We start from the raw sequence: 20,798 nt of genomic DNA on the forward strand, positions 1-20,798 counted from the left end.
CGCGGCGATTCTTGCAGCATGACAACACCAGCAGTGGAACCCGAGACGGTCATGGAGACCGTGGTGGCCGGTGACCCGGTGGCCCCGGTCCTGGACATCGTCATCCCGGTCTACAACGAAGAAGACGATCTGGAGACCGCGGTCCGCAGGCTGCGGACCCACCTGAGCCGCCACGTGCCCTACAGTGCGCGGATCACCGTCGCCGACAACGCCAGCACCGACCGCACTCTGGCGATCGCCGAGCGGCTGGCCGGCGAGGTCGAGGGCGTGCGGGTGGTGCACCTGGCCGCCAAGGGCCGCGGACGTGCGCTGGGCGCGGTCTGGCAGGCCAGCGACGCCCAGATCGTGGCCTACTGCGACGTGGACCTGTCCACCGACCTCAACGCGCTCATGCCGCTGGTGGCGCCGCTGATCTCCGGTCACTCCGATGTCGCCATCGGCACCCGGCTAAGTCGGGACTCGCGGGTGGTGCGCGGGGCCAAGCGTGAGTTCATCTCGCGCAGCTACAACATGATCCTCAAGGTGGCCATGCGGGCCCGGTTCTCCGATGCGCAGTGCGGCTTCAAAGCCATGCGCAGCGATGTCGCGCGGGAACTGCTGCCCTACGTGGAGGACACCGGCTGGTTCTTCGACACCGAGGTGCTGGTGCTGGCCGAACGCATCGGACTGCGGATCGCCGAGGTCCCGGTGGACTGGATCGACGACCCGGCCAGCTCGGTCGACATCGTCGCGACCGCCACCGCCGACCTGCGCGGCTGTGCCCGGGTGGGCTGGGCGCTGGCCACCGGCCGGCTGCCCATCGACCAGCTGCGGCGCAACCTCGGACGGGAGCGATTCAACGGCCCCGAGATGGCCGGTGTGCCGTCCGGCATGGTGGGCCAGGTGATCCGCTTCGCCACCGTCGGCGTCGCGTCGACCGTCGCCTACGCCCTGCTGTACCTGCTGCTGCACGGTTCGGTGGGTGCCCAGGCCGCCAACTTCCTGGCGCTGGCGATCACCGCCGTCCTCAACACGGCCGTCAACCGCAAGTTCACCTTCGGGGTGAGCGGCCGCGAGGGCATGGTCAAACACCACATGCTGGGCTGGGGGATCTTCATCTTCGGCTGGCTGGTGACGGCGGGCTCGCTGGCCGGGCTGCACGCCTGGTATCCCGACGCGGGCCGGGGCGTGGAACTGGCCGTGCTGATCATCGCGAACCTGGTGGCCACCGCCACCCGCTTCGTCGGACTGCGCTGGGTCTTCGTCCGGCGCGCGCAGGTGCAGTCATGACGGCGACGACGCCGGACACGGCGGTCGACGACGTGCGCCGCGATGCGCCCGCTGCGAGTCCGGCGGGTGGCGGGGACACCGGAACTGCCGTTGCGCCGCTGAGCGGAGCGGACTCCGGGGCGGGAGCGGAACCGGGCGCATTGCCCGGACCGCGCGGCTGGCTGGAGCGTGGCTCACTGGCGGCACTGCTTCTCGGCACCCTGATCGCCTACCTCTGCAATCTGTCGGCGAACGGCTGGGCCAACTCCTTCTACACCGCTGCGATCCAGGCCGGCTCGCAGTCGTGGGAGGCGTGGTTCTTCGGATCGTCGGATATGGCCAACTCGATCACTGTCGACAAACCGCCCGCCTCCCTGTGGATTCCGGCGCTGTCGGTGCGGGTCTTCGGCCTCAACTCGTGGTCGCTGCTGGTACCGCAGGTGCTGATGGGGGTGGCCGCCGTCTGGCTACTCTACCGGATCGTCGCCACCCGCTTCGGACATTGGGCCGGCCTCGCCGCCGGGCTGGTGCTGGCCGTGACCCCGGTGGCGGCGTTGATGTTCCGCTTCAACAACCCCGAGGCGCTGCTCCTGCTGCTGATGATCGCGGCGCTCGGTGCGGCCATGCGGGCCTGCGAGACCGGGAAACTGCGCTGGATGCTCTGGTGCGGGGCGGCCGTCGGTTTCGGCTTCCTCACCAAGCAGCTGCAGGTGCTGCTGATCGTCCCGGCGATCGCCGTGGTCTATCTGGCCTGCGGTCCGCGCAGCTGGAAGGTGCGTATCGGCCACCTGTTCGGTGCGCTCGGCGCGCTCATCGTCAGCGCCGGCTGGTGGCTGCTGGCTGTGGAGCTGTGGCCGGCCGACAAGCGGCCCTACATCGGCGGCTCGCAGAACAACTCGATCCTCGAACTGACCTTGGGCTACAACGGCTTCGGGCGGCTGAACGGCAACGAGACCGGCTCGGTCGTGCCCGGTGGCGGCGAAGGCATGGGCGGACCCGGCGGCGGACCCGGCGGCGGACCCGGCGGCGGACCCGGCGGCGGTGGCCCCGGCGGCGGGGGCATGTGGGGCGAGACCGGGTTCTGGCGGATGTTCACCGCCGAGCAGGGCGGGCAGATCGCCTGGCTCATCCCCACCGCGCTGATCCTGGCCGTCGGCGCCCTGGTGCTGATCGGCCGCGCACCGCGCACCGACGCGCGGCGCGCCCTGATCCTGATGTCCGGGCTGTGGATGCTCACCACCATGGTGGTCTTCAGCTACATGGCCGGCATCTTCCACAGCTACTACACGGTGGCGATCGCCCCCGGGCTGGCGCTGCTGCTGGGCGCCTCGATGAGCGTGTGCTGGCGTCACCGCGACCGGCTGTGGGTGCGGCTGCTCCTCGCCGCCGCGGCCGCGACCGCTGCGATCTGGGGCTACGTCCTGCTCGACCGCACCCCGGACTTCGTGCCCTGGCTGCGCTGGACGGTGCTCATCGCCGGGTTGGCCGCCGCCGTCGCGCTGATCGTGACCAAGCGTGGAATCGCAGCCAAAACCGTTGGCGCCGTCGCGATTCTGGCTGCACTCGGAGGGCCGGTCGCCTACACCGTCGACACCCTCGCATCGTCGACGCAGGGCTCGATCGTCAGTGCCGGTCCCAGCCTGCGGGGCGGCCCGGGCGGCGGTCCCGGCGGTGGCCCGAACGGCCCCGGCGGCGGCCCGAACGGCGGCATGCCCGGCATGCCCGGCATGCCCGGCGGTCAGGGCGGTCAGGGATTCCCCGGCATGCCCGGCGGTCAGAGCATGTCCGGTCTTCCCGGCGGCGGTGCCCAGAACGGCACCCGCGACGGCAACGGCCCCGGTGGATACCGGATGGGCGGCGGCGGTCCCGGCGGTCTGCTGTCCGGTTCCTCGCCGAGCGAGGAGAGCATCGTCATGCTCCGGCAGAACGCCGACCGGTACACCTGGGTGGCGGCGGCGATCGGCTCCAACTCCGCGTCGGGCTACCAGATCGAATCCGGCTATTCGGTGATGCCGATCGGCGGCTTCAACGGCACCGACCCGTCGCCGACCCTCGCGCAGTTCCAGAAGTACGTGGCCGAGGGCGAGATCCACTACTTCATCGGTGGATCGGGCGGATTCGGCGGATCGGACTCGGGGACCGCCGCCGAGATCAGCGAGTGGGTGACGGAGAACTTCACGTCGACCACCGTCGACGGCGTGACCTTCTACGATCTGACCGCGCCGCTGCCGGACTGACACCGACCGAACCGGCAGCCGCCACGGCCGCCCCGGACGTACCGACGACCGGTACTTCGGGGCGGCCGTGGACGTCGCACCCCGTCGGCGGCTACTTTCGACGGATGCTGCGATCACACCTGCGCCCCATGCTGGGCCGCGATCCGGCGGAGGACGAGCGGGCCGGCAGCGGCCTGGAGATCTTCTACGACCTGGTCTTCGTGGTGGCCTTCTCGGTGGCCGGCGTGCAGTTGGCCGACTACCTGGCCGAAGGCAAGGTGGAGACCGCGGTCATGGGCTACCTGCTCGCCACCTTCGCCTCGCTGTGGGCCTGGATCAACTTCGCCTGGTTCGCATCGGCCTTCGATACCGACGACTGGCTGTACCGGATCCTCACCATGGTGCAGATGGTGGGTGTGGCCATCATCGCCATCGGCATCCCGGACGTCTTCACCTCCATCGAGCACCACGAACACGTGGACCTGGTGGTGGTGATCATCGGCTACATGGTGATGCGGGTGGGCATGATCGCGCAGTGGCTGCGCGCCGCACTGCAGGCCCCGGCCTACCGCCGGTCGGCGCTCACCTACGCCGGGATGACGACGCTGGCACAGATCGGCTGGGTGGTGGTCGCGATCGTGCCGACCGGCCTGTGGGCCACCCTGGCGGCGATTCTGGTCTGCATGGCCGTCGAACTGCTCGGTCCGGCGATCGCCGAACTGCGGGTGGGCCGCACACCCTGGCATCCCGGCCACATCGCCGAGCGCTACGCCACCCTGATGGTGATCACCTTGGGCGAAGGAGTGGTGGGCACCGTGGTGGTCCTGCAGTCGCTGATCGCCAGGACCGGGTGGAGCGCCGAGACGATCGTGCTGGGGCTGACAGCGATGGGCGTGACCTTCGCCATGTGGTGGCTGTACTTCCTGCTGCCGAGCGGTCAGGTGCTCGGCAGCAGGCCGGAGAAGTGCTTCGGCTTCGGCTACGCCAGCATGCCGCTGTATATGGCCTGTGCCGCCGTCGGCGGCGGACTGCATGTGATCGCGCTGTGGGTGGAGCACGAGGTGCACATCTCCGACGGCGCGGTGCTGGCCTGCCTGGCGGTCCCGCTGGCCGTCTTCACGCTCGGGCTGATCGCCATGCACGCCTACCTGTCCGGATACCGGCGCCCGGAGCGGCTGATGACCGTGGCCGCGGTGCTGCCGATCCCCGCGGCGGCACTGGCGCTGGCCGCCGGAGCGCCGCTGCCGGCGGCGGTGGTCGTCGTCTGCCTGACCCCGGTGCTCCCGGTGGTCGTGGCGGAGGTGTGCACCGTTTAGGCTTGGGCACGTGCGAGTACTGGTGATCGGTTCGGGCGGCCGCGAACACGCCCTGCTTCTGGGACTGGACCGTGACCCCTCGGTCACCGAACTGCATGCGGCGCCCGGCAACGCCGGCACCGCTGCGGTGGCCACCAACCATCCGGTCGACGTGGCCTCCCGCGAGGCGGTGGTGGCCCTGGCCCGCCGGCTGGCGGTGGACCTGGTGGTGATCGGTCCGGAGGTGCCGCTGGTGCTCGGCGTCGCCGATGCGCTGCGCGAGGCCGGCTTCGCCACCTTCGGACCCAGTGCCGCCGCCGCGCAGATCGAGGGCTCCAAGGCCTTCGCCAAGGACGTCATGGCCGCGGCCGGGGTGCGCACCGCGCGCGCCGAGGTCGTCGACAGTCAGGCCGATCTGGACGCCGCGCTCGACCGGTTCGGCCCCACCTGGGTGGTCAAGGACGACGGACTCGCCGCCGGCAAGGGCGTGGTGGTCACCGCCGACCGGGCCGCCGCCCGCCGGCACGCCTCCGAATGTCTCGAAGCCGGACATCCGGTGCTGCTGGAGAGCTTCCTCTCCGGACCCGAGGTGTCGCTGTTCTGCCTGGTGGACGGCGAGGACGTGGTGCCGCTGCTGCCGGCGCAGGACCACAAGCGGGTGGCCGACGACGATCGGGGACCCAACACCGGCGGTATGGGCGCCTACACCCCGCTGCCGTGGCTGCCCGAGGACATGGTCGGCCGCATCGTCGACGAGGTGGTGACCCCGGTGGCCCGCGAAATGGTGCGCCGCGGCACTCCGTTCTCCGGACTGCTGTACGCGGGACTGGCGATCGACGAGCAGGGGCCGGCCGTGGTCGAGTTCAACTGCCGCTTCGGCGACCCGGAGACGCAGGCGGTGCTCGACCTGCTCGAATCGCCGCTCGGCGAGGCGCTGAACGCGGTGGCCACCGGCACGCTGGCGCAGCTGCCGGCTCTGCGCTGGCACGACGGCGCGGCCGTGGTGGTGGTGCTGGCGGCGGAGAACTATCCGGGTGCTCCGCGCACCGGCGACACGATCACCGGAGCCGATGCCGAAGGTGTGCTGCATGCGGGTACCGCGGTGGATACGGACGGGAACATCGTCTCGGCCGGCGGCCGGGTGCTCTCGGTCCTCGGCCGTGGTGCCGACCTGAAAGCCGCCCGGGCGCAGGCCTACGAGCGGCTGGCGGGCGTCAAGCTGCCCGGTTCGCATTTCCGCACCGACATCGGCCGCGCCGCCGAAGAGGGCCGGATCGCACTCTGAGCCGGGTCAGCGGCAGAGCGCCAGGTGGCTAGAGCGCCAGGTTCCGGCCCAGGAACTCGATCTGCTCGGGCAGCACCGACCGCCAGAACCGGTTGGTGTGCCCGCCCGGTGAGGTGCCGAACGCGGCAGGTGGATGCAGGGCCGACGCCCACTGCCTCGTGTAGGTGTAGAACTGGTCGGCCGAACCGATGGAGATCATCAACGGAATCTTGCTGAACCGGTCCTGCTGTCCGAACAGCGAGTTGGCCTGGTAATCGGCCATCGAGTCGAAGGCGCGCGGAGGGAAGTTGTTCGGATCGGCCCACAGGGCCGGCGAGCTCACCGCGATCGCCGCCACCCGGGGCGCCCCCACCAGTGCTCCGATGCGCAGGGCGCCGTAGCCGCCCATCGACCAGCCGTACAGGCCGAAACGGTCGGTGCGCAGGTTCAGCTGCGGGTCGGCGTCGAGCATCGGGATGAATTCGTTGAGCAGCATCGCCGCCCCGTCGGCGCCGTCGGTGCGCGGATGGAAGTAGTTGCGGCCCACATCGGCGGCGGCGATCGCGAACGGTGCATTGCCGGCGTCGACGTACTCCTGCAGGAAGCCCTGGATGTTCAGCGACTTGCCGAAGATGGTCTTGTCGCTGGTATTGAGCGCATGCGCGACGATCACCACCGGGAGTTCGCCGGTGACCCCGTTGGGGCGGGCGACTGCCCAACTGGTCTCGCGGCCGGCCATCGCGGGGGAGACGAAGCTGCCGGTGATCACCGGCGGCTGATCCGGGATCTCCGGTGGCGCGGTCTCCGGCGGCAGCCGGTCGTCGCCGCCCACCTCGGCGGCCTGCCGGGGGTCGCCGAGCGGGTCCTGCGCCCCGCAGGCGACCAGGCCGGCGGCTGCGGCGGCGCCGGCGGCACCGGCGAGCAGGCGCCGCCGGGTGAGTGCGGAACGGGACTGCGCAGGAGAGGACTGGGCAGGCGAGGACTGGGCAGGCGAGGACTGGGCAGGGGAGGACTGCGCAGGGGGGAACTGCGCAGCACGGGGCGGGAGGATCGAACGGGAAGTCATCTCCGCACGGATTCTACCGGCGATCAGAGTGCGTCGATGGCAGCCTGCAGCCGGGCGGTCACCTCGTCGGCGACGGCGGCCAGTTCGGGGTTGTCGTCGACGACGGTGACCATCAGTTCCGGGTTCATCGCCTCGACGATGCTGGTGCCCGGACGACCGGTGTCCGCCCGCACCACCACGTTGCACGGCAGCAGCAGACCGATCTGCTTCTCGGCGCTGACCGCGCGGTGCGCCATCGGCGGATTACAGGCGCCGAGAATGACGTACTCCTCCATGTCGACGTCGATCTTGGTCTTCAGGGTGGCGGCCATGTCGATTTCGGTGAGCACCCCGAAACCCTGGTCGGCCAGGGCCGCCCGGGTCCGGGTGATCGTCTCGGGGACGCTCGCGTCGACGGTGGTGGACAGTGCGATCTTCATGATGGGTTCTCCGTGTTCTCAGGCCAGGGCCAGGAACAGCTTCTCGAGCTGTTCGATGTCGAGGCTCTCGCCGCCGGCCGAGTCCTCCTCGACCATGCATTCGCGCAGCCCGGTGGCGACGATCTTGAATCCGGCCCGGTCCAGCGCCCGGGACACCGCGGCGAGCTGGGTGACCACGTCCTTGCAGTCGCGGCCCTGCTCGATCATCGAGATCACGCCGGCCAGCTGGCCGTGCGCCCGGCGTAGCCGGTTGAGGATGGTGCTGATGGCTTCGTCGTCGCCGATCATGACGATTTCTCCTTATACATTCGGGTCCGCCGGTGGCCGGCACCTGCCATTGTATGCCCCTTGGGGTATCAATGGCGGAAACTGATCTCGGGCAGGACGGCGGCCAGCCAGCGCGGGCTCCACCAGGCGCCGTGTCCGGAGAGCCGCAGCAGGGCCGGCAGCAGGATCAGTCGGATGAGCACGGCGTCGAGCAGCACGGCGACCCCGAGGATGATGCCCATCTCCTTCGGCGGCAGCGGATCGGCGAGGGCGAAGGTGAAGAACACCGCGACCATCACCGCGGCCGCCGCGAAGATGATCCGGCCGGAGTACGCCATCGAATCGATCTGGGCGCGATGCGGATCGTCGGTCCGTTCGTAGTGCTCCTTGGCGGTCGCCAGCAAGAAGACCGTGTAGTCCATGGCGATCGCGAAGATCATCGCGAAGAAGAACACCGGTCCCCAGCCGTTCAGGAAGCCCTGCGGCTCGAAGCCGAGCAGTCCGGCGGCGAGCCCGTCCTGGAAGATCAGCCGGGCGACACCGAACGCCGCCGCGGTGGAGAGCAGACTGACGACGGTGCCGAGCAGCGCGATCACCGGTGCCCGCAGTGCGATCAGCAGCAGCAGGAATCCGAGCACCAGGATGGTCGCCGCAACTCGCGGGAACCAGGTGTTCAGGGCGGACTGCAGATCCAGGTTCTCGGCTGGAGCGCCGCCGACGAGGGCGGACGCCGGCAGCTGGTTCCGCAGGCTCTCGAGGATGCCGGACAGCTCCTCGCTCGACGGGTCCACTGCGGGCACCGCCTGGATCATGGTCAGCCCGGAGCCGTCCGACGCCGGATGCGCGGGCAGAACCGACGCGATTCCGTGCGTGTCGCCGGCGATCGAGGCGGTGACGTCCGCGTCGTCGTCGGGGACGACGATCGTGAGCATGCCGGGCGCTCCGTCGCCGAATTTCTCGGCGACGAGCTCGTAGCCCTGCCGGACCGGGGCGTCGTCGGGGACGACGGTGATCGACGGCATGGCCACCTTCAGGCCGAACACCGGGACTGCCAGTGCGATCAGGATGATCAGCGAGACGGCGGCGAGCGGCCACGGATGCCGGTGTAGCAGCCGTCCCCACTGCTCGAAGCGCGGGGAGGCGCCGTGCCGGCCCTTGGCCCACGGCAGCGAACCGGCGTTGACCTTCTCGCCCAGGCGCGAGAGCACGGCCGGCAGCAGTGTCATGCTCGCGGCCAGCACGAAGCCGACGGCCGTCATGATGCCGATCGCCATGGTGCGGACGGCGGGTGCCGGAACCAGCAGCACCGCGGAGAGACTGACCAGGACGGTGAGCCCGGAGAGCAGGATCGCCTTGCCCGCGGTGTCCATGGTCTCCGCCGTGGCCGCCAGCCGGGCGGCGCGCGGATCCTCGTCCCGGTCGCGGACGGCCAGGGCCGCCCGGAAGCGCGAGACGATGAACAGGGCGTAGTCGATGCCCAGTGCGAGGGCGAACATCATCGCGAAGTTCATCGCCCACACCGACACCGGCAGGAGGCTGTTCAGCAGGACCAGACCGCCGGCGGAGGCCACCAGCCCGGCCAGGGTGAGCAGCAGCGGGAGTCCGGCGGCCACCAGCGACCCGAAGGCGATGATCATGATGGCCAGGGTGACCGGCCACGAGATCATCTCGGCCTTGATCATCGCGTCGTGGTTGGCCTTGTTGAAATCGCTCCACAGCGCCGACGAGCCGGTGGGGAAGACGTCGACCTGGTCGGTGGACAGCCCGGTGAGCTGTTCCTTGTGGTCGTCGACGGCCTTGACCATGTCGTCGGTGCTCGAAGCGGCGCCGACGATCGCGATGGCCGTGGTGCCGTCCGGGGAGACGGTCGTTCCGGGCGTGGGCGCGATGACCTGATCGGCGAACCGGCTGTCGGTGGCGACGAGCCGGCGCAGGTGGCCGACGGTGGTGTCGATGGTCTCCTGACTCAGCTGCCCGCCGTCCTTGGCGGTGATGACCACCTGGACGGCCGACGAGGCGTTGCCGCCGAAGTGTTCCTGGGCGAGCTCGCGCACCTGGACCGACTCCGAGCCGTTCGCCTGCCAGCCGGCTCCCGCCAGTGACGAGAAGACGCTCGGCGCGGCGACGCCCAGGCCGATCACCAGCACCGCCCACACGGCGAAAACCCAGCGGCGGTGGGTGCCGGCCCACAGGCCGAGCCGGGCCATCGGTCCGGGAGCGGACGCCTGATCGGGGCCCGGTGTGGTCTCCGCGGGTGCGGAATCGGTGTCGACACTCATCGCCGCCAGCCTTTCGACTAATACCTATGGGGGTATGCATTTCAATGCTCCGAAAAGATACCCCCAAGGGTATTTTCACGCAACCGTGAGCGGCGCTAGCCGCTTAGATGGGTGGTCACGATCGCCCGTGTAGTGCTCAGCGGTCGGCGCCGTCGTGAAGCTGCGCGGAGGGGCGTTGATCCGTCGCTGATTCGGGTCCACGTACCGACAGCAACTAGACTCGTCGACGTGGGAAAACCTGCCATCAGCAATGTCCTGGCCAGTCGCTACGCCTCGGCTGATCTCGCCGAGATCTGGTCGCCGAACAACAAGATCATCCTGGAGCGGCGGCTCTGGATAGCGGTGCTGAAAGCCCAGCGCGAACTGGGTATCGACGTACCCGACGGTGCCATCGAGGACTACGAGAAGGTGGTCGACCGGGTGGACCTGAACTCGATCGCCGAGCGCGAGCGGGTCACCCGGCACGACGTGAAGGCCCGCATCGAGGAGTTCAACGACCTCGCCGGTCACGAGCAGATCCACAAGGGCATGACCAGCCGCGATCTCACCGAGAACGTGGAGCAGCTGCAGGTCCTCAGCTCGCTGCAGTACGTGCGCAGTCACTCGATCGCCGTCCTCGCGCGCATCACCGAACGCGCCGCGGCCTACCGGAGCACGGTGATGGCCGGCCGCAGCCACAACGTGGCCGCGCAGGCCACCACCCTCGGCAAGCGCTTCGCCAGCGCCGCCGACGAACTGATGGTGGCGCTGCGCCGGGTCGACGAGCTGATCGCGCGCTACCCGTTGCGCGGCATCAAGGGGCCGATGGGCACCAGCCAGGACATGCTCGATCTGCTCGACGGCGACGCCGCCAAACTCGCGCTGCTCGAGGAGAAGGTGGCCGCCCACCTCGGCTTCTCGCAGGGCTTCACCTCGGTGGGCCAGGTGTATCCGCGCTCGCTGGACTACGACGTGCTCTCGGCACTGGTGCAGCTGGCCGCCGGGCCGTCGTCGCTGGCCACCACCATCCGGCTGATGGCCGGCCACGAACTGGTCACCGAGGGCTTCCAGCCCGGGCAGGTGGGCAGCTCTGCCATGCCGCACAAGATGAACACCCGCAGCTGCGAGCGGGTCAACGGACTCGCGGTGATCCTGCGCGGCTACGCCTCGATGGCCGGCGAGCTCTCCGGCGTGCAGTGGAACGAGGGCGACGTCTTCTGTTCGGTGGTGCGCCGGGTGGCCCTGCCGGATGCCTTCTTCGCCATCGACGGCCTCACCGAGACCTTCCTGACCGTGCTCGACGAGTTCGGCGCCTACCCGGCGGTGATCGCCAACGAGCTCGACCGCTACCTGCCCTTCCTGGCCACCACCAAGGTACTGATGGCCGCGGTCCGCGCCGGAGTGGGCCGGGAGACCGCGCACGAGGCGATCAAGGAGAACGCCGTCGCCGTGGCCCTGGCCATGCGTGAGCAGGGCCGCGAACCGGACCTGCTCGACCGGCTGGCTGCCGACGATCGGCTGCCGCTGACGCGTGAGCAGCTCGACGCGCTGATCGCGGACAAGTCCGCGTTCACCGGGGCCGCCGGAGATCAGGTCGACGCGGTGATCGCCGCCGCGAGCGGATGGATCGACGCCGACCCGCAGTCGGCCGCCTACCGGCCCGCCCCGATCCTGTAGCTCCCCGAACCAACGACGAACCGAAGAAAGGGAATCCGCTGATGCGTCCCGCCCTGTCCGACTACCGGCATGTGGCCTCCGGCAAGGTCCGCGACATCTACGAGATCGATGCGCAGACGCTGCTGCTGGTCACCTCCGACCGGATCAGCGCCTACGACCACATCCTCGAGACCCCCATCCCGGACAAGGGGCGGATCCTCACCGCGGCCAGCTTCTTCTGGTTCGACGAGCTCACCGTGCCCAACCATCTGGCGGGCGGGCCTGAGGACGAGCGCATCCCGGCCGCTCTGGTGGGCCGGTCGATGGTGGTGCGGAAGCTGCCGATGGTGGCCGTCGAATGTGTGGCGCGCGGCTACCTCACCGGTTCGGGACTGATCGATTACCGGGCCACTGGCAGTGTCTGCGGCGTGAGACTTCCCGCCGGACTGGGGGAGTCGGACAAGCTGCCCCAGCCGATCTTCACCCCGGCCACCAAGGCCGAGCTGGGCGACCACGACGAGAACGTGAGCTTCGACCAGGTCGCCGAACAGGTGGGCGAGGATCTGGCCAAGACCCTTCGCGACCTGACCCTGGACATCTACGGCCGGGGCGCCGATCTCGCACATGAGCGCGGAATCATCCTGGCCGACACCAAGTTCGAGTTCGGGCGGGCGCCGGACGGTTCGCTGGTACTGGCCGACGAGGTGCTGACGCCCGACTCCTCGCGCTACTGGGAGGCCGCGACCTACACGCCCGGGCAGGTGCAGCCGAGCTTCGACAAGCAGATCGTCCGCAACTGGCTCACCGGGCCGGACTCGGGCTGGGACCGGCACGGACAGACGCCGCCGCCACCCCTGCCCGACGACATCGTCGAGCGCACCCGGGCCCGGTACATCGAAGCCTACGAACGCATCTCGCAGCTCAGCTTCGCCGACTGGCCGGACGCGCTCGATGCCTGAATCCCCTGTGCCTGCAACCCCGACTGCTGCAACCCCGACTGCTGCAACCCCGACTCCTGAAGCGCCGGTGCCGGACCGGACGGTTCCGCCGATCGCCAAGAAGGTCCCGGTCCACCGTGAGTACCACGGCGACGTCTTCGTCGACGACTACGAATGGCTGCGGGACCGCGACGATCCCGAGGTGATCGCCTACCTCGAGCAGCAGAACGAGTTCACCGAGACGGCGACCGCCGGACAGGCCCCATTGCGGGAGGCGGTCTTCAACGAGATCCGTTCGCGCACACAGGAAACCGACATGTCTGTGCCGATCCGATCGGAGCGGCACTGGTACTACACCCGCACCGTCGAAGGGCTCCAGTACGGCATCCGCTGCCGCTGCCCGATCTCCGGCGACGATGACTGGACGCCGCCGCAGGTCACTCCCGGTGAGGAGCTCCCCGGCGAAGAGGTCCTGCTCGATTCGAACGAGCTCGCCGAGGGGCACGACTTCTTCGCCCTCGGCGCCTGCTCGGTGAGCCTGGACGGCCGCTGGCTGGCCTACAGCACCGACCTGGTGGGCGACGAGCGCTACACCCTGCGGATCAAGGACCTGCAGACCGGCGAGCTGCTCGACGACGTCATCGCCGGCACCGCGGGCGGGGCCACCTGGAGCCCGGACGCGAAGCACCTGTTCTATCTGACCGTCGACGAGGCCTGGCGCCCCGACACCGTCTGGCGGCACGACGTGGGTGCCGGCACCGCCGACACCCGGGTGTTCTATGAGCCCGACGAGCGCTTCTGGGTGGGCGTGGGTGCCACGCACAGCGAGAAGTACCTGGTGATCGGGTGCGGCTCCAAGATCACCAGCGAGAACTTCGTCCTCGACGCGAGCGAGCCGACCGGCGAGTTCGTCAGCGTCGCCGGCCGGACCGACGGCGTCGAGTACTCGGTGGAGCACGCCGTGCTCGGCGGCGAGGACCTCTTCGTCATCGTGCACAACGGACCCACCGCCACCGGTCCGGCCGTCGACTACGCCGTCGACGTGATGCCGGTGGGCCGCCCGGACGAGCGGCGCGAGTGGATCGCCCACGACCCGTCCCGGCGCATCGAGGACGTCGACTGCTTCCAGGACTATCTGGTGCTGTCCTACCGGCAGGATGCGCTGCCCCGGCTGGCGATCGCCGATCTGCGCGGCCGCCCCGAGCTGCCCGGAATCGACGACTTCGTACCGGTGGTCTTCGACCAGGAGCTGTACTCGGTGGGCCTGGGGGCCAACGCCGAGTGGGACACTCCGGCACTGCGCATCGGCTACGGCAGCTTCGTCGACCCCGCGCAGGTGCTGAATCTGGACGTGCGCAGCGGCGAGCTGACGCTGCTCAAGGAGCAGCCGGTGCTCGGCGGTTACGATCCGGCCCGCTACCGCGCCGACCGCGAGTGGGTCACCGCCGCCGACGGCACGCAGATTCCGATCTCGATCATCCGCAGGGCCGATCTGCCCGACGGTCCGGCGCCGCTGCTGCTCTACGGCTACGGGGCCTACGAGGCGCCGATGGATCCGGGCTTCTCCGTCAGCCGGCTCTCACTGCTCGATCGCGGCATGGTCATGGTGATCGCGCACGTCCGGGGCGGCGGCGAGATGGGCCGGAACTGGTACGAGAACGGCAAAGAGCTCACCAAGAAGAACACCTTCACCGACTTCGTCGACGTCGCCCGGCATCTGATCGCCGCCGGCCGGACCACCCCGGAACAGTTGGTGGCCGACGGCGGCTCGGCGGGCGGGCTGCTGGTGGGCGCGGTGACCAACCTGGCTCCGGAGCTCTTCGCCGGGGTGCTCGCCGAGGTGCCCTTCGTCGACGCCCTGACCTCCATGCTCGACCCGGAGCTGCCGCTGACGGTGATCGAATGGGATGAGTGGGGCGATCCCCTGCACGATCCCGAGGTCTACCGGTACATGCGCGAGTACAGCCCGTACGAGAACGTCGCCGCCCGGCCGTATCCGGAGATCCTGGCGATGGCCTCGCTCAACGACACCCGGGTGATGTTCACCGAGGCGGCCAAATGGGTCGCTGCACTGCAGGAGAAGACCACCTCCGGCAAGCCGGTGCTGCTGCGCACCGAGATGTCCGCGGGGCACGGCGGCCGCACCGGCCGCTACCGGGTGTGGGAGGAGACCGCCTTCGTCTACGCGTGGATCCTCACCGTGTCCGGCGCCGCCGCGCGCTGAGCGCGACCGGCCGTGCGCCCTATGCCCGCCGGTTCCGCTCAGCCCTCGCCGGCCAGGGCGAACCGGCCGTCGTCGGTCAACTCCACCAGGCCGTCGGTGAGCAGCGAGTCCAGGGCGCGGTCGCGCTGGGCGGTGTCGGTGGTCCAGGCCAGATCCAGGCGGGTGCGTTCGACCGGCCCGCTGGTGTCGCGCAGCACGTCGAGCAGCCGTCCGCGCACCTGCCGGTCGGTGCCCTCGTAGCGCTGGCTGCGCCGGGCCGGGATGCCCGCGTCCGGCCGGCCGCGGGCCAGCCAGCGGCAGTCTGCGGCGATCGGGCAGATCGTGCAGTCCGGGTTGCGGGAGGTGCACACCAGCGCACCGAGCTCCATCAGGGCCGCCGAGAACTCCGGTGCCGTCGCGGCGAGCGTCCCGTCCTGCTCGCGCGGTGCGAGCCGCTCCGCATCGGCCAGATCCGCTTTGCTCGGCGATCCGGGCTGGGCCTGCCCGTGCACCGCCCGGGCGATCACCCGCCGGACATTGGTGTCGACGACCGGCACCGCCTGGCCGTAGGCGAAACAGGCCACCGCGCGGGCCGTGTAATCGCCGATGCCGGGCAGTGACAGCAGTACGTCGACGTCGTCGGGAACGCGGTCATCATGTTGTGCCGCAATGACTTTCGAGCATTCGTGCAGCCGGAGTGCGCGGCGAGGATAGCCGAGCTTCCCCCATGCGCGCAGCACCTCGCCGGCCGGCTCGGCGGCCATCGCCGACGGCACCGGCCAGCGCTGCACCCACCGGGTCCAGGGCTCGATCACCCGTGCCACCGGAGTCTGCTGCAACATGATCTCGCTGATCAGGATCTGCCACCCGGATATGCCGGGTTCCCGCCACGGCAGCTCCCTTTTTGCCAGCCCGAACCAGGTCAGGACGGTGGCCGGTGGCACACTAGAGGACATGCAAGGACTCACCCCACAGGCAGCCTGGAACGTCATCAAAGAGGGAAACGATCGTTTCGTTCGCGGTGATTCCATACATCCCAGCCAGGGTACGGCGGACCGGGCCAAGCTGGTGAACGGGCAGTCTCCGCATGTGGTGCTGTTCGGTTGCGGTGACTCGCGGGTGGCCGCCGAGGTGATCTTCGACCAGGGGCTCGGCGACATGTTCGTGGTCCGCACCGCCGGTCACGTCATCGACTCGTCGGTGCTCGGCAGTATCGAGTTCGCCGCCGAACTCCTCGAGGTGCCGCTGATCGTGGTTCTCGGTCACGACAGCTGCGGCGCCATCTCGGCCAGCCTCAACGCATTGAACAAGGACGAGCTGCCGCCGGGATACATCCGCTCGATCGTCGAGCGGGTCATGCCGAGCCTGCTGCTCGGCCGCAGCGAGGGCCTCGAGCGGGTCGACGAGTTCGAGGCGCGGCACGTGGTGGAGACCGGCAAGCTGCTGGTCGAGCGCAGCCGCATCATCGCCGAGCGCGTCGCCGACGGCCGGCTGGCGATCATGGGGCTGAACTACCACCTCAGTGACGGCAAGGTCACCTGCTCGGGCAGTATCGGCCAGGTCACCGAATAGCCCTGCGCGGCGGCGGACGTCGCCGTGGTTCCTGTGATCTCGCCCGGAACCCGCGACACGCCGCTCTTCCTGGGCGCCGGCCTGCCGCGGCGGCGATACCGTGGCAGACGTGATCGAACCACCTCAGGGACCCTTGCCGACGGAGGTCTACTGGCGTCGTCGGCTGCTGGCCGGCGGCATCGCCGTCGTCGTGGTCGCGGTGGTCATCGGTCTGATCGTCTGGGCCGGCTCCAGCGGTGGCGGCGACGACAACAGCACCAGCAAGAACGCGGCCGTCGGCTCGTCGGTGGAGAGTGCTCCGGCCACCACCGAACCGGAGGCGCCCGCGACGGGTGAGAGCCCCGCCGATGCGCCGGCGCAGACCAGTGCGTCGGAGTCCGCAGCGCCGTCTGAGAACCCCGCCCAGACCACCCCCGCCCAGGGGCAGGAGGGTGCGGCTCAGTGCACCGATCAGGCGCTTTCGGTGGTTCTGTACACCGACAAGCCCACCTACACCCGCGGCGATCAGCCGGTGTTCACCATCGTCACCACCAACGGTGGTCTGGCCGACTGCTCGCGTGATGTGGGCAAGGCCTCGCAGAATGTGATCGTCCGCTCGCTCGACGGCACCCGCACCCTGTGGTCGGCGCAGGACTGCGCCCCGGACAAGACCGTGAACCACACCGTGCTGAAGCCGGGACAGCAGGTCACCGACGACGTGACCTGGTCGGGTACCACCAGCAATCCCGGCTGCACCAAGGCTCGCACCGAGATCCCGGTGGGCGCGTACCAGGCCGTCGCCAAGGTCGGTGAGCGCGAATCCGCGCCGATCACCTTCAACGTGGTGGCGCCCGCACAGCAGTAACCGTCTGCCGGTCGCCCGGGGTCAGTCGAAGCGTTCGATGCTCGACTCGGCGAGCCGGGACAGCCCCTCCCGGATGTGCCGGGCCCAGATGGATCCGATGCCCTCGACGGCCTGCAGGTCGGCCGCACTGCTCGCCAGCAGCGACTGCAGGGTGCCGAACTCGCGGACCAGCCGGTCGATGTGCCCGAACTGGAGGCGCGAGATGCGGGCCAGCAGCCGGTAGCCGCGCGGGCTCATCGGCATGTCCTGGGCCTCGAGGGTGGTGGGGTAACCGAAGGCGCCGGCCACCATCGTCAGGTCCAGCAGCTCCGCATTGGACAGCCCCTCCATCGCGTCGAGGATCTGCCGCACCTGCTCGGTGCTCGCCGGTTCCGGGCTGGGCTGGTAGTCGCGCACCAGCAGCTCGCTCATGATGTCGTTGTCGGCGGTCAGCTCCTCGAGCTGCAGGGCCACCTGGCGGCCGTTGACGCCCAGTTCCAGGACGTACTCGTCGATCTCCACACCCACCCGGCGGACCATCTCCATCCGCTGCGCCGCGCTCATCGCATCGCGCAGCAGCACATAGTCCTCGATCTCGGCGCGGGAGAGCTGGGCGCTCACCTCGTCGAGCCGGGCCTTGTAGCGTTCGAGCGTCGCCAGCGCCACATTGGCGCGCGAGAGGATCGCGTCCGGGCTCTCGACCACCCGCCGCTGACCACCGGCGTAGACGCTGACGATGGACATCGAGGCGCTCACCGAGATGACCGGTGCGCCGGTCTGAATGGCGGTGCGCTCGGCGGCCCGATGCCGGGTGCCCGATTCGCTGGTGGGGATCGCCGGGTCGGGGACCAGTTGCACGTTGGCGCGGACGATGCGCTTGCCGTCGGTGGAGAGCACCACCGCTCCGTCCATCTTGGCCAGCTCCCGCAGCCGGGTCGGTGCGAACTCGACGTCCAGGTGGAAGCCTCCGTCGCAGATCCGTTCGGTGTCCGATTCGTGGCCGAGCACGATCAGGGCGCCGGTGCCGCCGCGCAGAATGCGTTCGAGGCCGTCGCGCAGGCCCGTGCCCGGAGCCACCCGGCGCAGCGTCGAACGGAGCAGTTCCGCCCCGGAGTCCTCAGCCATCGTGTCCCTAACTGTCTCTGCCCCGGTTCCCGGCCCGGCCGCCGATTGAGGCGGGGAGTGTTCTGACGACTAGCGTAACCGGATGTGAAGAATGCGTTCGAGCTGCCCGCCGACCCGGATCCGCTCACCCGCCACCCCAAGGCGGCCGCTCCGGGGCGATCGATCAAGCTGCACGACCGGCACTGCTTCGGCTGCGGCGAGATGGCGCCGGTAGGGCTGCACCTGGACGTGCTGGCCGGTGAGGGCATCACCACCACGGCTCAGCTCACCGTTGAGCCGTGGATGGCCGGCGGACCGGGGATGATGCACGGCGGGCTGCTGTCGACCGCCTTCGACGAGGTGATGTCGCAGACCCCGCTGCTGGCCGGGGTCCCCGTGGTCACCGGCAACCTGGAGGTGGACTTCCTCAAACCGGTCCCGGTGGGCGAGGTGCTGCATCTGGAGTGCGAGGTGCTGGCCCGCAAGCGGCGCAAGCTGTTCACCCGGGCGATAGCCCACCTGGGCGACCGGGAGCAGCCGGTGGCCGCGGCCGAGGCGATCTTCATCCAGATCAACATCAAGGAGCACTGGGCCGAGTACCGGGACGTGGGCGCCGAGTCGCGGCCCTGATCCGCGGCCGTGACCCCGTCGGCGACACCGGCCGGGATCAGAACGGGGCGTCGTCGTAGTCCGACGGCACCGGCCGCAGGGCCGGACGCTTCGCAGCTCGTGGGGGCTCCTGCTTCGCGGGCCGCTTCGGCGCTCGCCGGCGCTCGGGCAGCGGCGCCGACGGCACCGCCGCCCGCACCGCCTCACCCAGATCACGCACCCGGATCACGTCGATGCCCGACGGCAGATCCTCATCGGTTCCGGCCGGCACGATCACCCGGCGCAGCCCGAGCCTTTTGGCCTCGGCCACCCGGCGCGCCGTCGACGGCACCCGGCGGATCTCGCCGGCCAGCCCCACCTCGCCGATCGCCGCGGTCTCCCGTGGGATCGGCTGATGTTTCTGGGCCGAGTAGAGCGCCAGCAGAATGGCCAGGTCGGCGGCCGGCTCGGTGACCCGCATGCCGCCGACCGTGGACGCGTACACCTCGTGCTGGCTGGCGGGGACCCCGCAGTGCTGCTCGGCGACGGCGAGCATCATCGCCACCCGTGACGAGTCGAGACCCGACACCGCGCGCCGGGGCGAGGCCATCGAGCTGGTGTTCATCAGCGTCTGAATCTGGCCGACCATCGCGCGCCGCCCGTCGAGCACCACCATCGCGACGCTGCCGGGCACGTCGTCGTCGTGCTGGTGCATGAAGATTCCCGACGGATCGCTCACCTCGTGGATGCCGTCGGCGCGCTGCTCGAAGCAGCCGACCTCGTCGGAGGCGCCGAACCGGTTCTTGACCCCGCGCACCAGCCGCAGTGAGGAATGCCGATCGCCCTCGAAGGCCAGCACCACGTCCACCAGGTGCTCGAGCGAGCGGGGCCCGGCCACGGTGCCGTCCTTGGTCACGTGCCCCACCAGGACCACCGCGACCCCGGTGTTCTTGGCCAGCGAGACCAGGGCGGTGGTCACCGCGCGAATCTGGGTGACCCCGCCGGTCACCCCGTCGCTTCCGGTGGCCACCATCGTCTGCACCGAGTCGACGATGAGCAGACTGGGACGGACCTGATCGACGTGGCCGAGCACGGTGGCCAGATCGGTCTCCGCGGCGAGATAGATCTTCTCGTGCACCGCGTCGGTGCGTTCGGCGCGCAGCCGCACCTGGCCGGCCGACTCCTCACCGGTCACGTACAGCGCCGTGCGCCCCTGCCGCGCCCAGTGCTTGACCGTCTCGAGCAGCAGGGTGGACTTGCCCACTCCCGGCTCGCCGGCCAGCAGCACCACCGAGCCGGGGACCACGCCGCTGCCGAGAACCCGGTCGAACTCGGCGATCCCGGTGGGATTCGCGCCGGCGGCGTTCGCGTCGATCTCGGTGATCGGCCGGGCCGGGCTGCTCGGCGCGACCGCGGTGGCGCCGCGGCCGCCGGCCGCGACGGCGGCCGCCGGTGCCGACTCCTCGATCGAGCCCCACTCGCCGCAGTCCGGGCACCGCCCCACCCATTTGGGCACCTGATGCCCGCAGGCCGAGCACCGGAACACCGACTTCGATTTCGCCACCAGCCCACTGTAGGACGCGGCCCCGACAGAGCCGGGACGCCCGCCGGTCACAGGGTGCGAGACACATTTGTAGGTGGCGGTCCGGTTAGGCGCTGATCGGTGTGGTTGGTGTCTGGTTGTGGTGGTGGGTCCAGATGGTGTCGAGGCGGTTGCTGGCGTGTTCGGCTCGGAGGGTGAGGATGCCGGTGGCGCCGGGGATGTTCCAGTGCATGCCGGAGAGTTTCAGGCGGGCTCCGGCGAGGGATTGGCAGCCGGCTTCGATGACGCCGGAGCCGATGAAGAAGCCGTGGCTGCGGAAGTAGTCGTAGCGCATGCGG

General features: G+C 69.9%; 17 protein-coding genes and 1 pseudogene. 10 read left to right on the forward strand and 8 right to left on the reverse strand.

Features of this window, described 5'->3' with window-relative positions; genetic code table 11:
• The first annotated feature begins 18 nt into the window (after positions 1-18).
• From ACJMNC_RS17170 to purD, 4 genes are all read left to right on the forward strand, one after another.
• On the forward strand, positions 19-1,269 hold the full coding sequence (locus tag ACJMNC_RS17170) for a glycosyltransferase (RefSeq protein ID WP_408949173.1): 1,251 nt from the start codon (positions 19-21) through the stop codon (positions 1,267-1,269).
• Positions 1,266-3,485, forward strand: coding sequence for a glycosyltransferase family 39 protein (locus ACJMNC_RS17175; RefSeq protein ID WP_408949174.1), 2,220 nt, complete (start codon positions 1,266-1,268; stop codon positions 3,483-3,485). The genes ACJMNC_RS17170 and ACJMNC_RS17175 overlap by 4 nt, the downstream gene beginning before the upstream one ends.
• A 104-nt stretch (positions 3,486-3,589) precedes the next feature.
• Positions 3,590-4,780: a low temperature requirement protein A gene (locus ACJMNC_RS17180; protein ID WP_408949175.1), complete on the forward strand. Its 1,191-nt coding sequence runs from the start codon at positions 3,590-3,592 to the stop codon at positions 4,778-4,780.
• A gap of 10 nt (positions 4,781-4,790) precedes the next feature.
• Positions 4,791-6,044 (forward strand): phosphoribosylamine--glycine ligase, encoded by a 1,254-nt coding sequence (gene purD / locus ACJMNC_RS17185; RefSeq protein ID WP_408949176.1) that lies wholly within the window; start codon positions 4,791-4,793, stop codon positions 6,042-6,044.
• A 28-nt stretch (positions 6,045-6,072) separates the two neighbouring features.
• Here the strand turns inward: purD and ACJMNC_RS17190 are convergent, their stop codons facing one another.
• From ACJMNC_RS17190 to ACJMNC_RS17205, 4 genes are all read right to left on the reverse strand, one after another.
• The gene (locus ACJMNC_RS17190; protein ID WP_408949177.1) at positions 6,073-7,089 is read right to left on the reverse strand and encodes an alpha/beta hydrolase; all 1,017 of its coding nucleotides are present in this window, start codon (positions 7,087-7,089) and stop codon (positions 6,073-6,075) included.
• 23 nt (positions 7,090-7,112) lie between these two features.
• The gene (locus ACJMNC_RS17195; protein ID WP_408949178.1) at positions 7,113-7,508 is read right to left on the reverse strand and encodes a DUF302 domain-containing protein; all 396 of its coding nucleotides are present in this window, start codon (positions 7,506-7,508) and stop codon (positions 7,113-7,115) included.
• 18 nt (positions 7,509-7,526) lie between these two features.
• Positions 7,527-7,796 (reverse strand): metal-sensitive transcriptional regulator, encoded by a 270-nt coding sequence (locus tag ACJMNC_RS17200; RefSeq protein WP_408949179.1) that lies wholly within the window; start codon positions 7,794-7,796, stop codon positions 7,527-7,529.
• Positions 7,797-7,864: 68 nt separating this feature from the next.
• Positions 7,865-10,054 (reverse strand): MMPL family transporter, encoded by a 2,190-nt coding sequence (locus ACJMNC_RS17205; protein WP_408949180.1) that lies wholly within the window; start codon positions 10,052-10,054, stop codon positions 7,865-7,867.
• 228 nt (positions 10,055-10,282) lie between these two features.
• On the opposite strand from ACJMNC_RS17205, the gene purB reads away from it, so the two are divergent.
• The 3 genes from purB (at position 10,283) to ACJMNC_RS17220 (ending at position 14,851) form a co-directional block, all read left to right on the forward strand.
• Positions 10,283-11,710 (forward strand): adenylosuccinate lyase, encoded by a 1,428-nt coding sequence (purB, locus tag ACJMNC_RS17210; RefSeq protein WP_408949181.1) that lies wholly within the window; start codon positions 10,283-10,285, stop codon positions 11,708-11,710.
• Positions 11,711-11,751: 41 nt separating this feature from the next.
• Positions 11,752-12,648, forward strand: a complete 897-nt coding sequence (locus ACJMNC_RS17215) for a phosphoribosylaminoimidazolesuccinocarboxamide synthase (protein ID WP_408949182.1) — start codon at positions 11,752-11,754, stop codon at positions 12,646-12,648.
• Between the two features lie 67 nt (positions 12,649-12,715).
• The gene (locus tag ACJMNC_RS17220; protein ID WP_408949183.1) at positions 12,716-14,851 is read left to right on the forward strand and encodes a S9 family peptidase; all 2,136 of its coding nucleotides are present in this window, start codon (positions 12,716-12,718) and stop codon (positions 14,849-14,851) included.
• A gap of 38 nt (positions 14,852-14,889) precedes the next feature.
• On the opposite strand, the gene ACJMNC_RS17225 is transcribed toward ACJMNC_RS17220, so the two are convergent.
• Positions 14,890-15,786, reverse strand: a complete 897-nt coding sequence (locus ACJMNC_RS17225) for an A/G-specific adenine glycosylase (RefSeq protein ID WP_408949184.1) — start codon at positions 15,784-15,786, stop codon at positions 14,890-14,892.
• Between ACJMNC_RS17225 and ACJMNC_RS17230 the strand changes: the two genes are divergently transcribed.
• Together ACJMNC_RS17230 and ACJMNC_RS17235 are read left to right on the forward strand one after the other, a co-directional pair.
• Complete coding sequence (locus tag ACJMNC_RS17230; RefSeq protein WP_408949185.1) at positions 15,785-16,402, forward strand: carbonic anhydrase; 618 nt, start codon at positions 15,785-15,787, stop codon at positions 16,400-16,402. The genes ACJMNC_RS17225 and ACJMNC_RS17230 overlap by 2 nt on opposite strands.
• A 112-nt stretch (positions 16,403-16,514) precedes the next feature.
• Complete coding sequence (locus tag ACJMNC_RS17235) at positions 16,515-17,246, forward strand: hypothetical protein (protein WP_408949189.1); 732 nt, start codon at positions 16,515-16,517, stop codon at positions 17,244-17,246.
• Positions 17,247-17,267: 21 nt separating this feature from the next.
• Here the strand turns inward: ACJMNC_RS17235 and disA are convergent, their stop codons facing one another.
• A complete protein-coding gene (gene disA, locus ACJMNC_RS17240) occupies positions 17,268-18,350 on the reverse strand; it encodes a DNA integrity scanning diadenylate cyclase DisA (RefSeq protein ID WP_408949186.1) in 1,083 nt (360 codons plus the stop codon).
• 84 nt (positions 18,351-18,434) lie between these two features.
• Here disA and ACJMNC_RS17245 point away from each other — a divergent pair, with 84 nt between their 5' ends.
• Positions 18,435-18,959, forward strand: coding sequence for a PaaI family thioesterase (locus ACJMNC_RS17245; protein WP_408949187.1), 525 nt, complete (start codon positions 18,435-18,437; stop codon positions 18,957-18,959).
• Between the two features lie 37 nt (positions 18,960-18,996).
• Here ACJMNC_RS17245 and radA read toward each other — a convergent pair whose 3' ends face one another.
• The gene (gene radA / locus ACJMNC_RS17250; RefSeq protein ID WP_408949188.1) at positions 18,997-20,481 is read right to left on the reverse strand and encodes a DNA repair protein RadA; all 1,485 of its coding nucleotides are present in this window, start codon (positions 20,479-20,481) and stop codon (positions 18,997-18,999) included.
• A gap of 85 nt (positions 20,482-20,566) precedes the next feature.
• Positions 20,567-20,798 (reverse strand): annotated as a pseudogene (locus ACJMNC_RS17255) (hypothetical protein); the annotation flags it as partial.

It is taken from the genome of Gordonia sp. VNK21 (genome assembly GCF_046098115.1).
Classification (GTDB): Bacteria; Actinomycetota; Actinomycetes; order Mycobacteriales; family Mycobacteriaceae; genus Gordonia.

Bases quoted from the DNA above. Each gene is read 5' to 3' on its own strand.
- ACJMNC_RS17170 (WP_408949173.1), top strand. From the start codon at position 19: ATGACAACACCAGCAGTGGAACCCGAGACGGTCATGGAGACCGTGGTG.
- ACJMNC_RS17175 (WP_408949174.1), top strand. From the start codon at position 1,266: ATGACGGCGACGACGCCGGACACGGCGGTCGACGACGTGCGCCGCGAT.
- ACJMNC_RS17180 (WP_408949175.1), top strand. From the start codon at position 3,590: ATGCTGCGATCACACCTGCGCCCCATGCTGGGCCGCGATCCGGCGGAG.
- ACJMNC_RS17190 (WP_408949177.1), bottom strand. From the start codon at position 7,089: ATGACTTCCCGTTCGATCCTCCCGCCCCGTGCTGCGCAGTTCCCCCCT.
- ACJMNC_RS17195 (WP_408949178.1), bottom strand. From the start codon at position 7,508: ATGAAGATCGCACTGTCCACCACCGTCGACGCGAGCGTCCCCGAGACG.
- ACJMNC_RS17200 (WP_408949179.1), bottom strand. From the start codon at position 7,796: ATGATCGGCGACGACGAAGCCATCAGCACCATCCTCAACCGGCTACGC.
- ACJMNC_RS17205 (WP_408949180.1), bottom strand. From the start codon at position 10,054: ATGAGTGTCGACACCGATTCCGCACCCGCGGAGACCACACCGGGCCCC.
- ACJMNC_RS17215 (WP_408949182.1), top strand. From the start codon at position 11,752: ATGCGTCCCGCCCTGTCCGACTACCGGCATGTGGCCTCCGGCAAGGTC.
- ACJMNC_RS17230 (WP_408949185.1), top strand. From the start codon at position 15,785: ATGCAAGGACTCACCCCACAGGCAGCCTGGAACGTCATCAAAGAGGGA.
- ACJMNC_RS17225 (WP_408949184.1), bottom strand. From the start codon at position 15,786: ATGTCCTCTAGTGTGCCACCGGCCACCGTCCTGACCTGGTTCGGGCTG.
- disA (WP_408949186.1), bottom strand. From the start codon at position 18,350: ATGGCTGAGGACTCCGGGGCGGAACTGCTCCGTTCGACGCTGCGCCGG.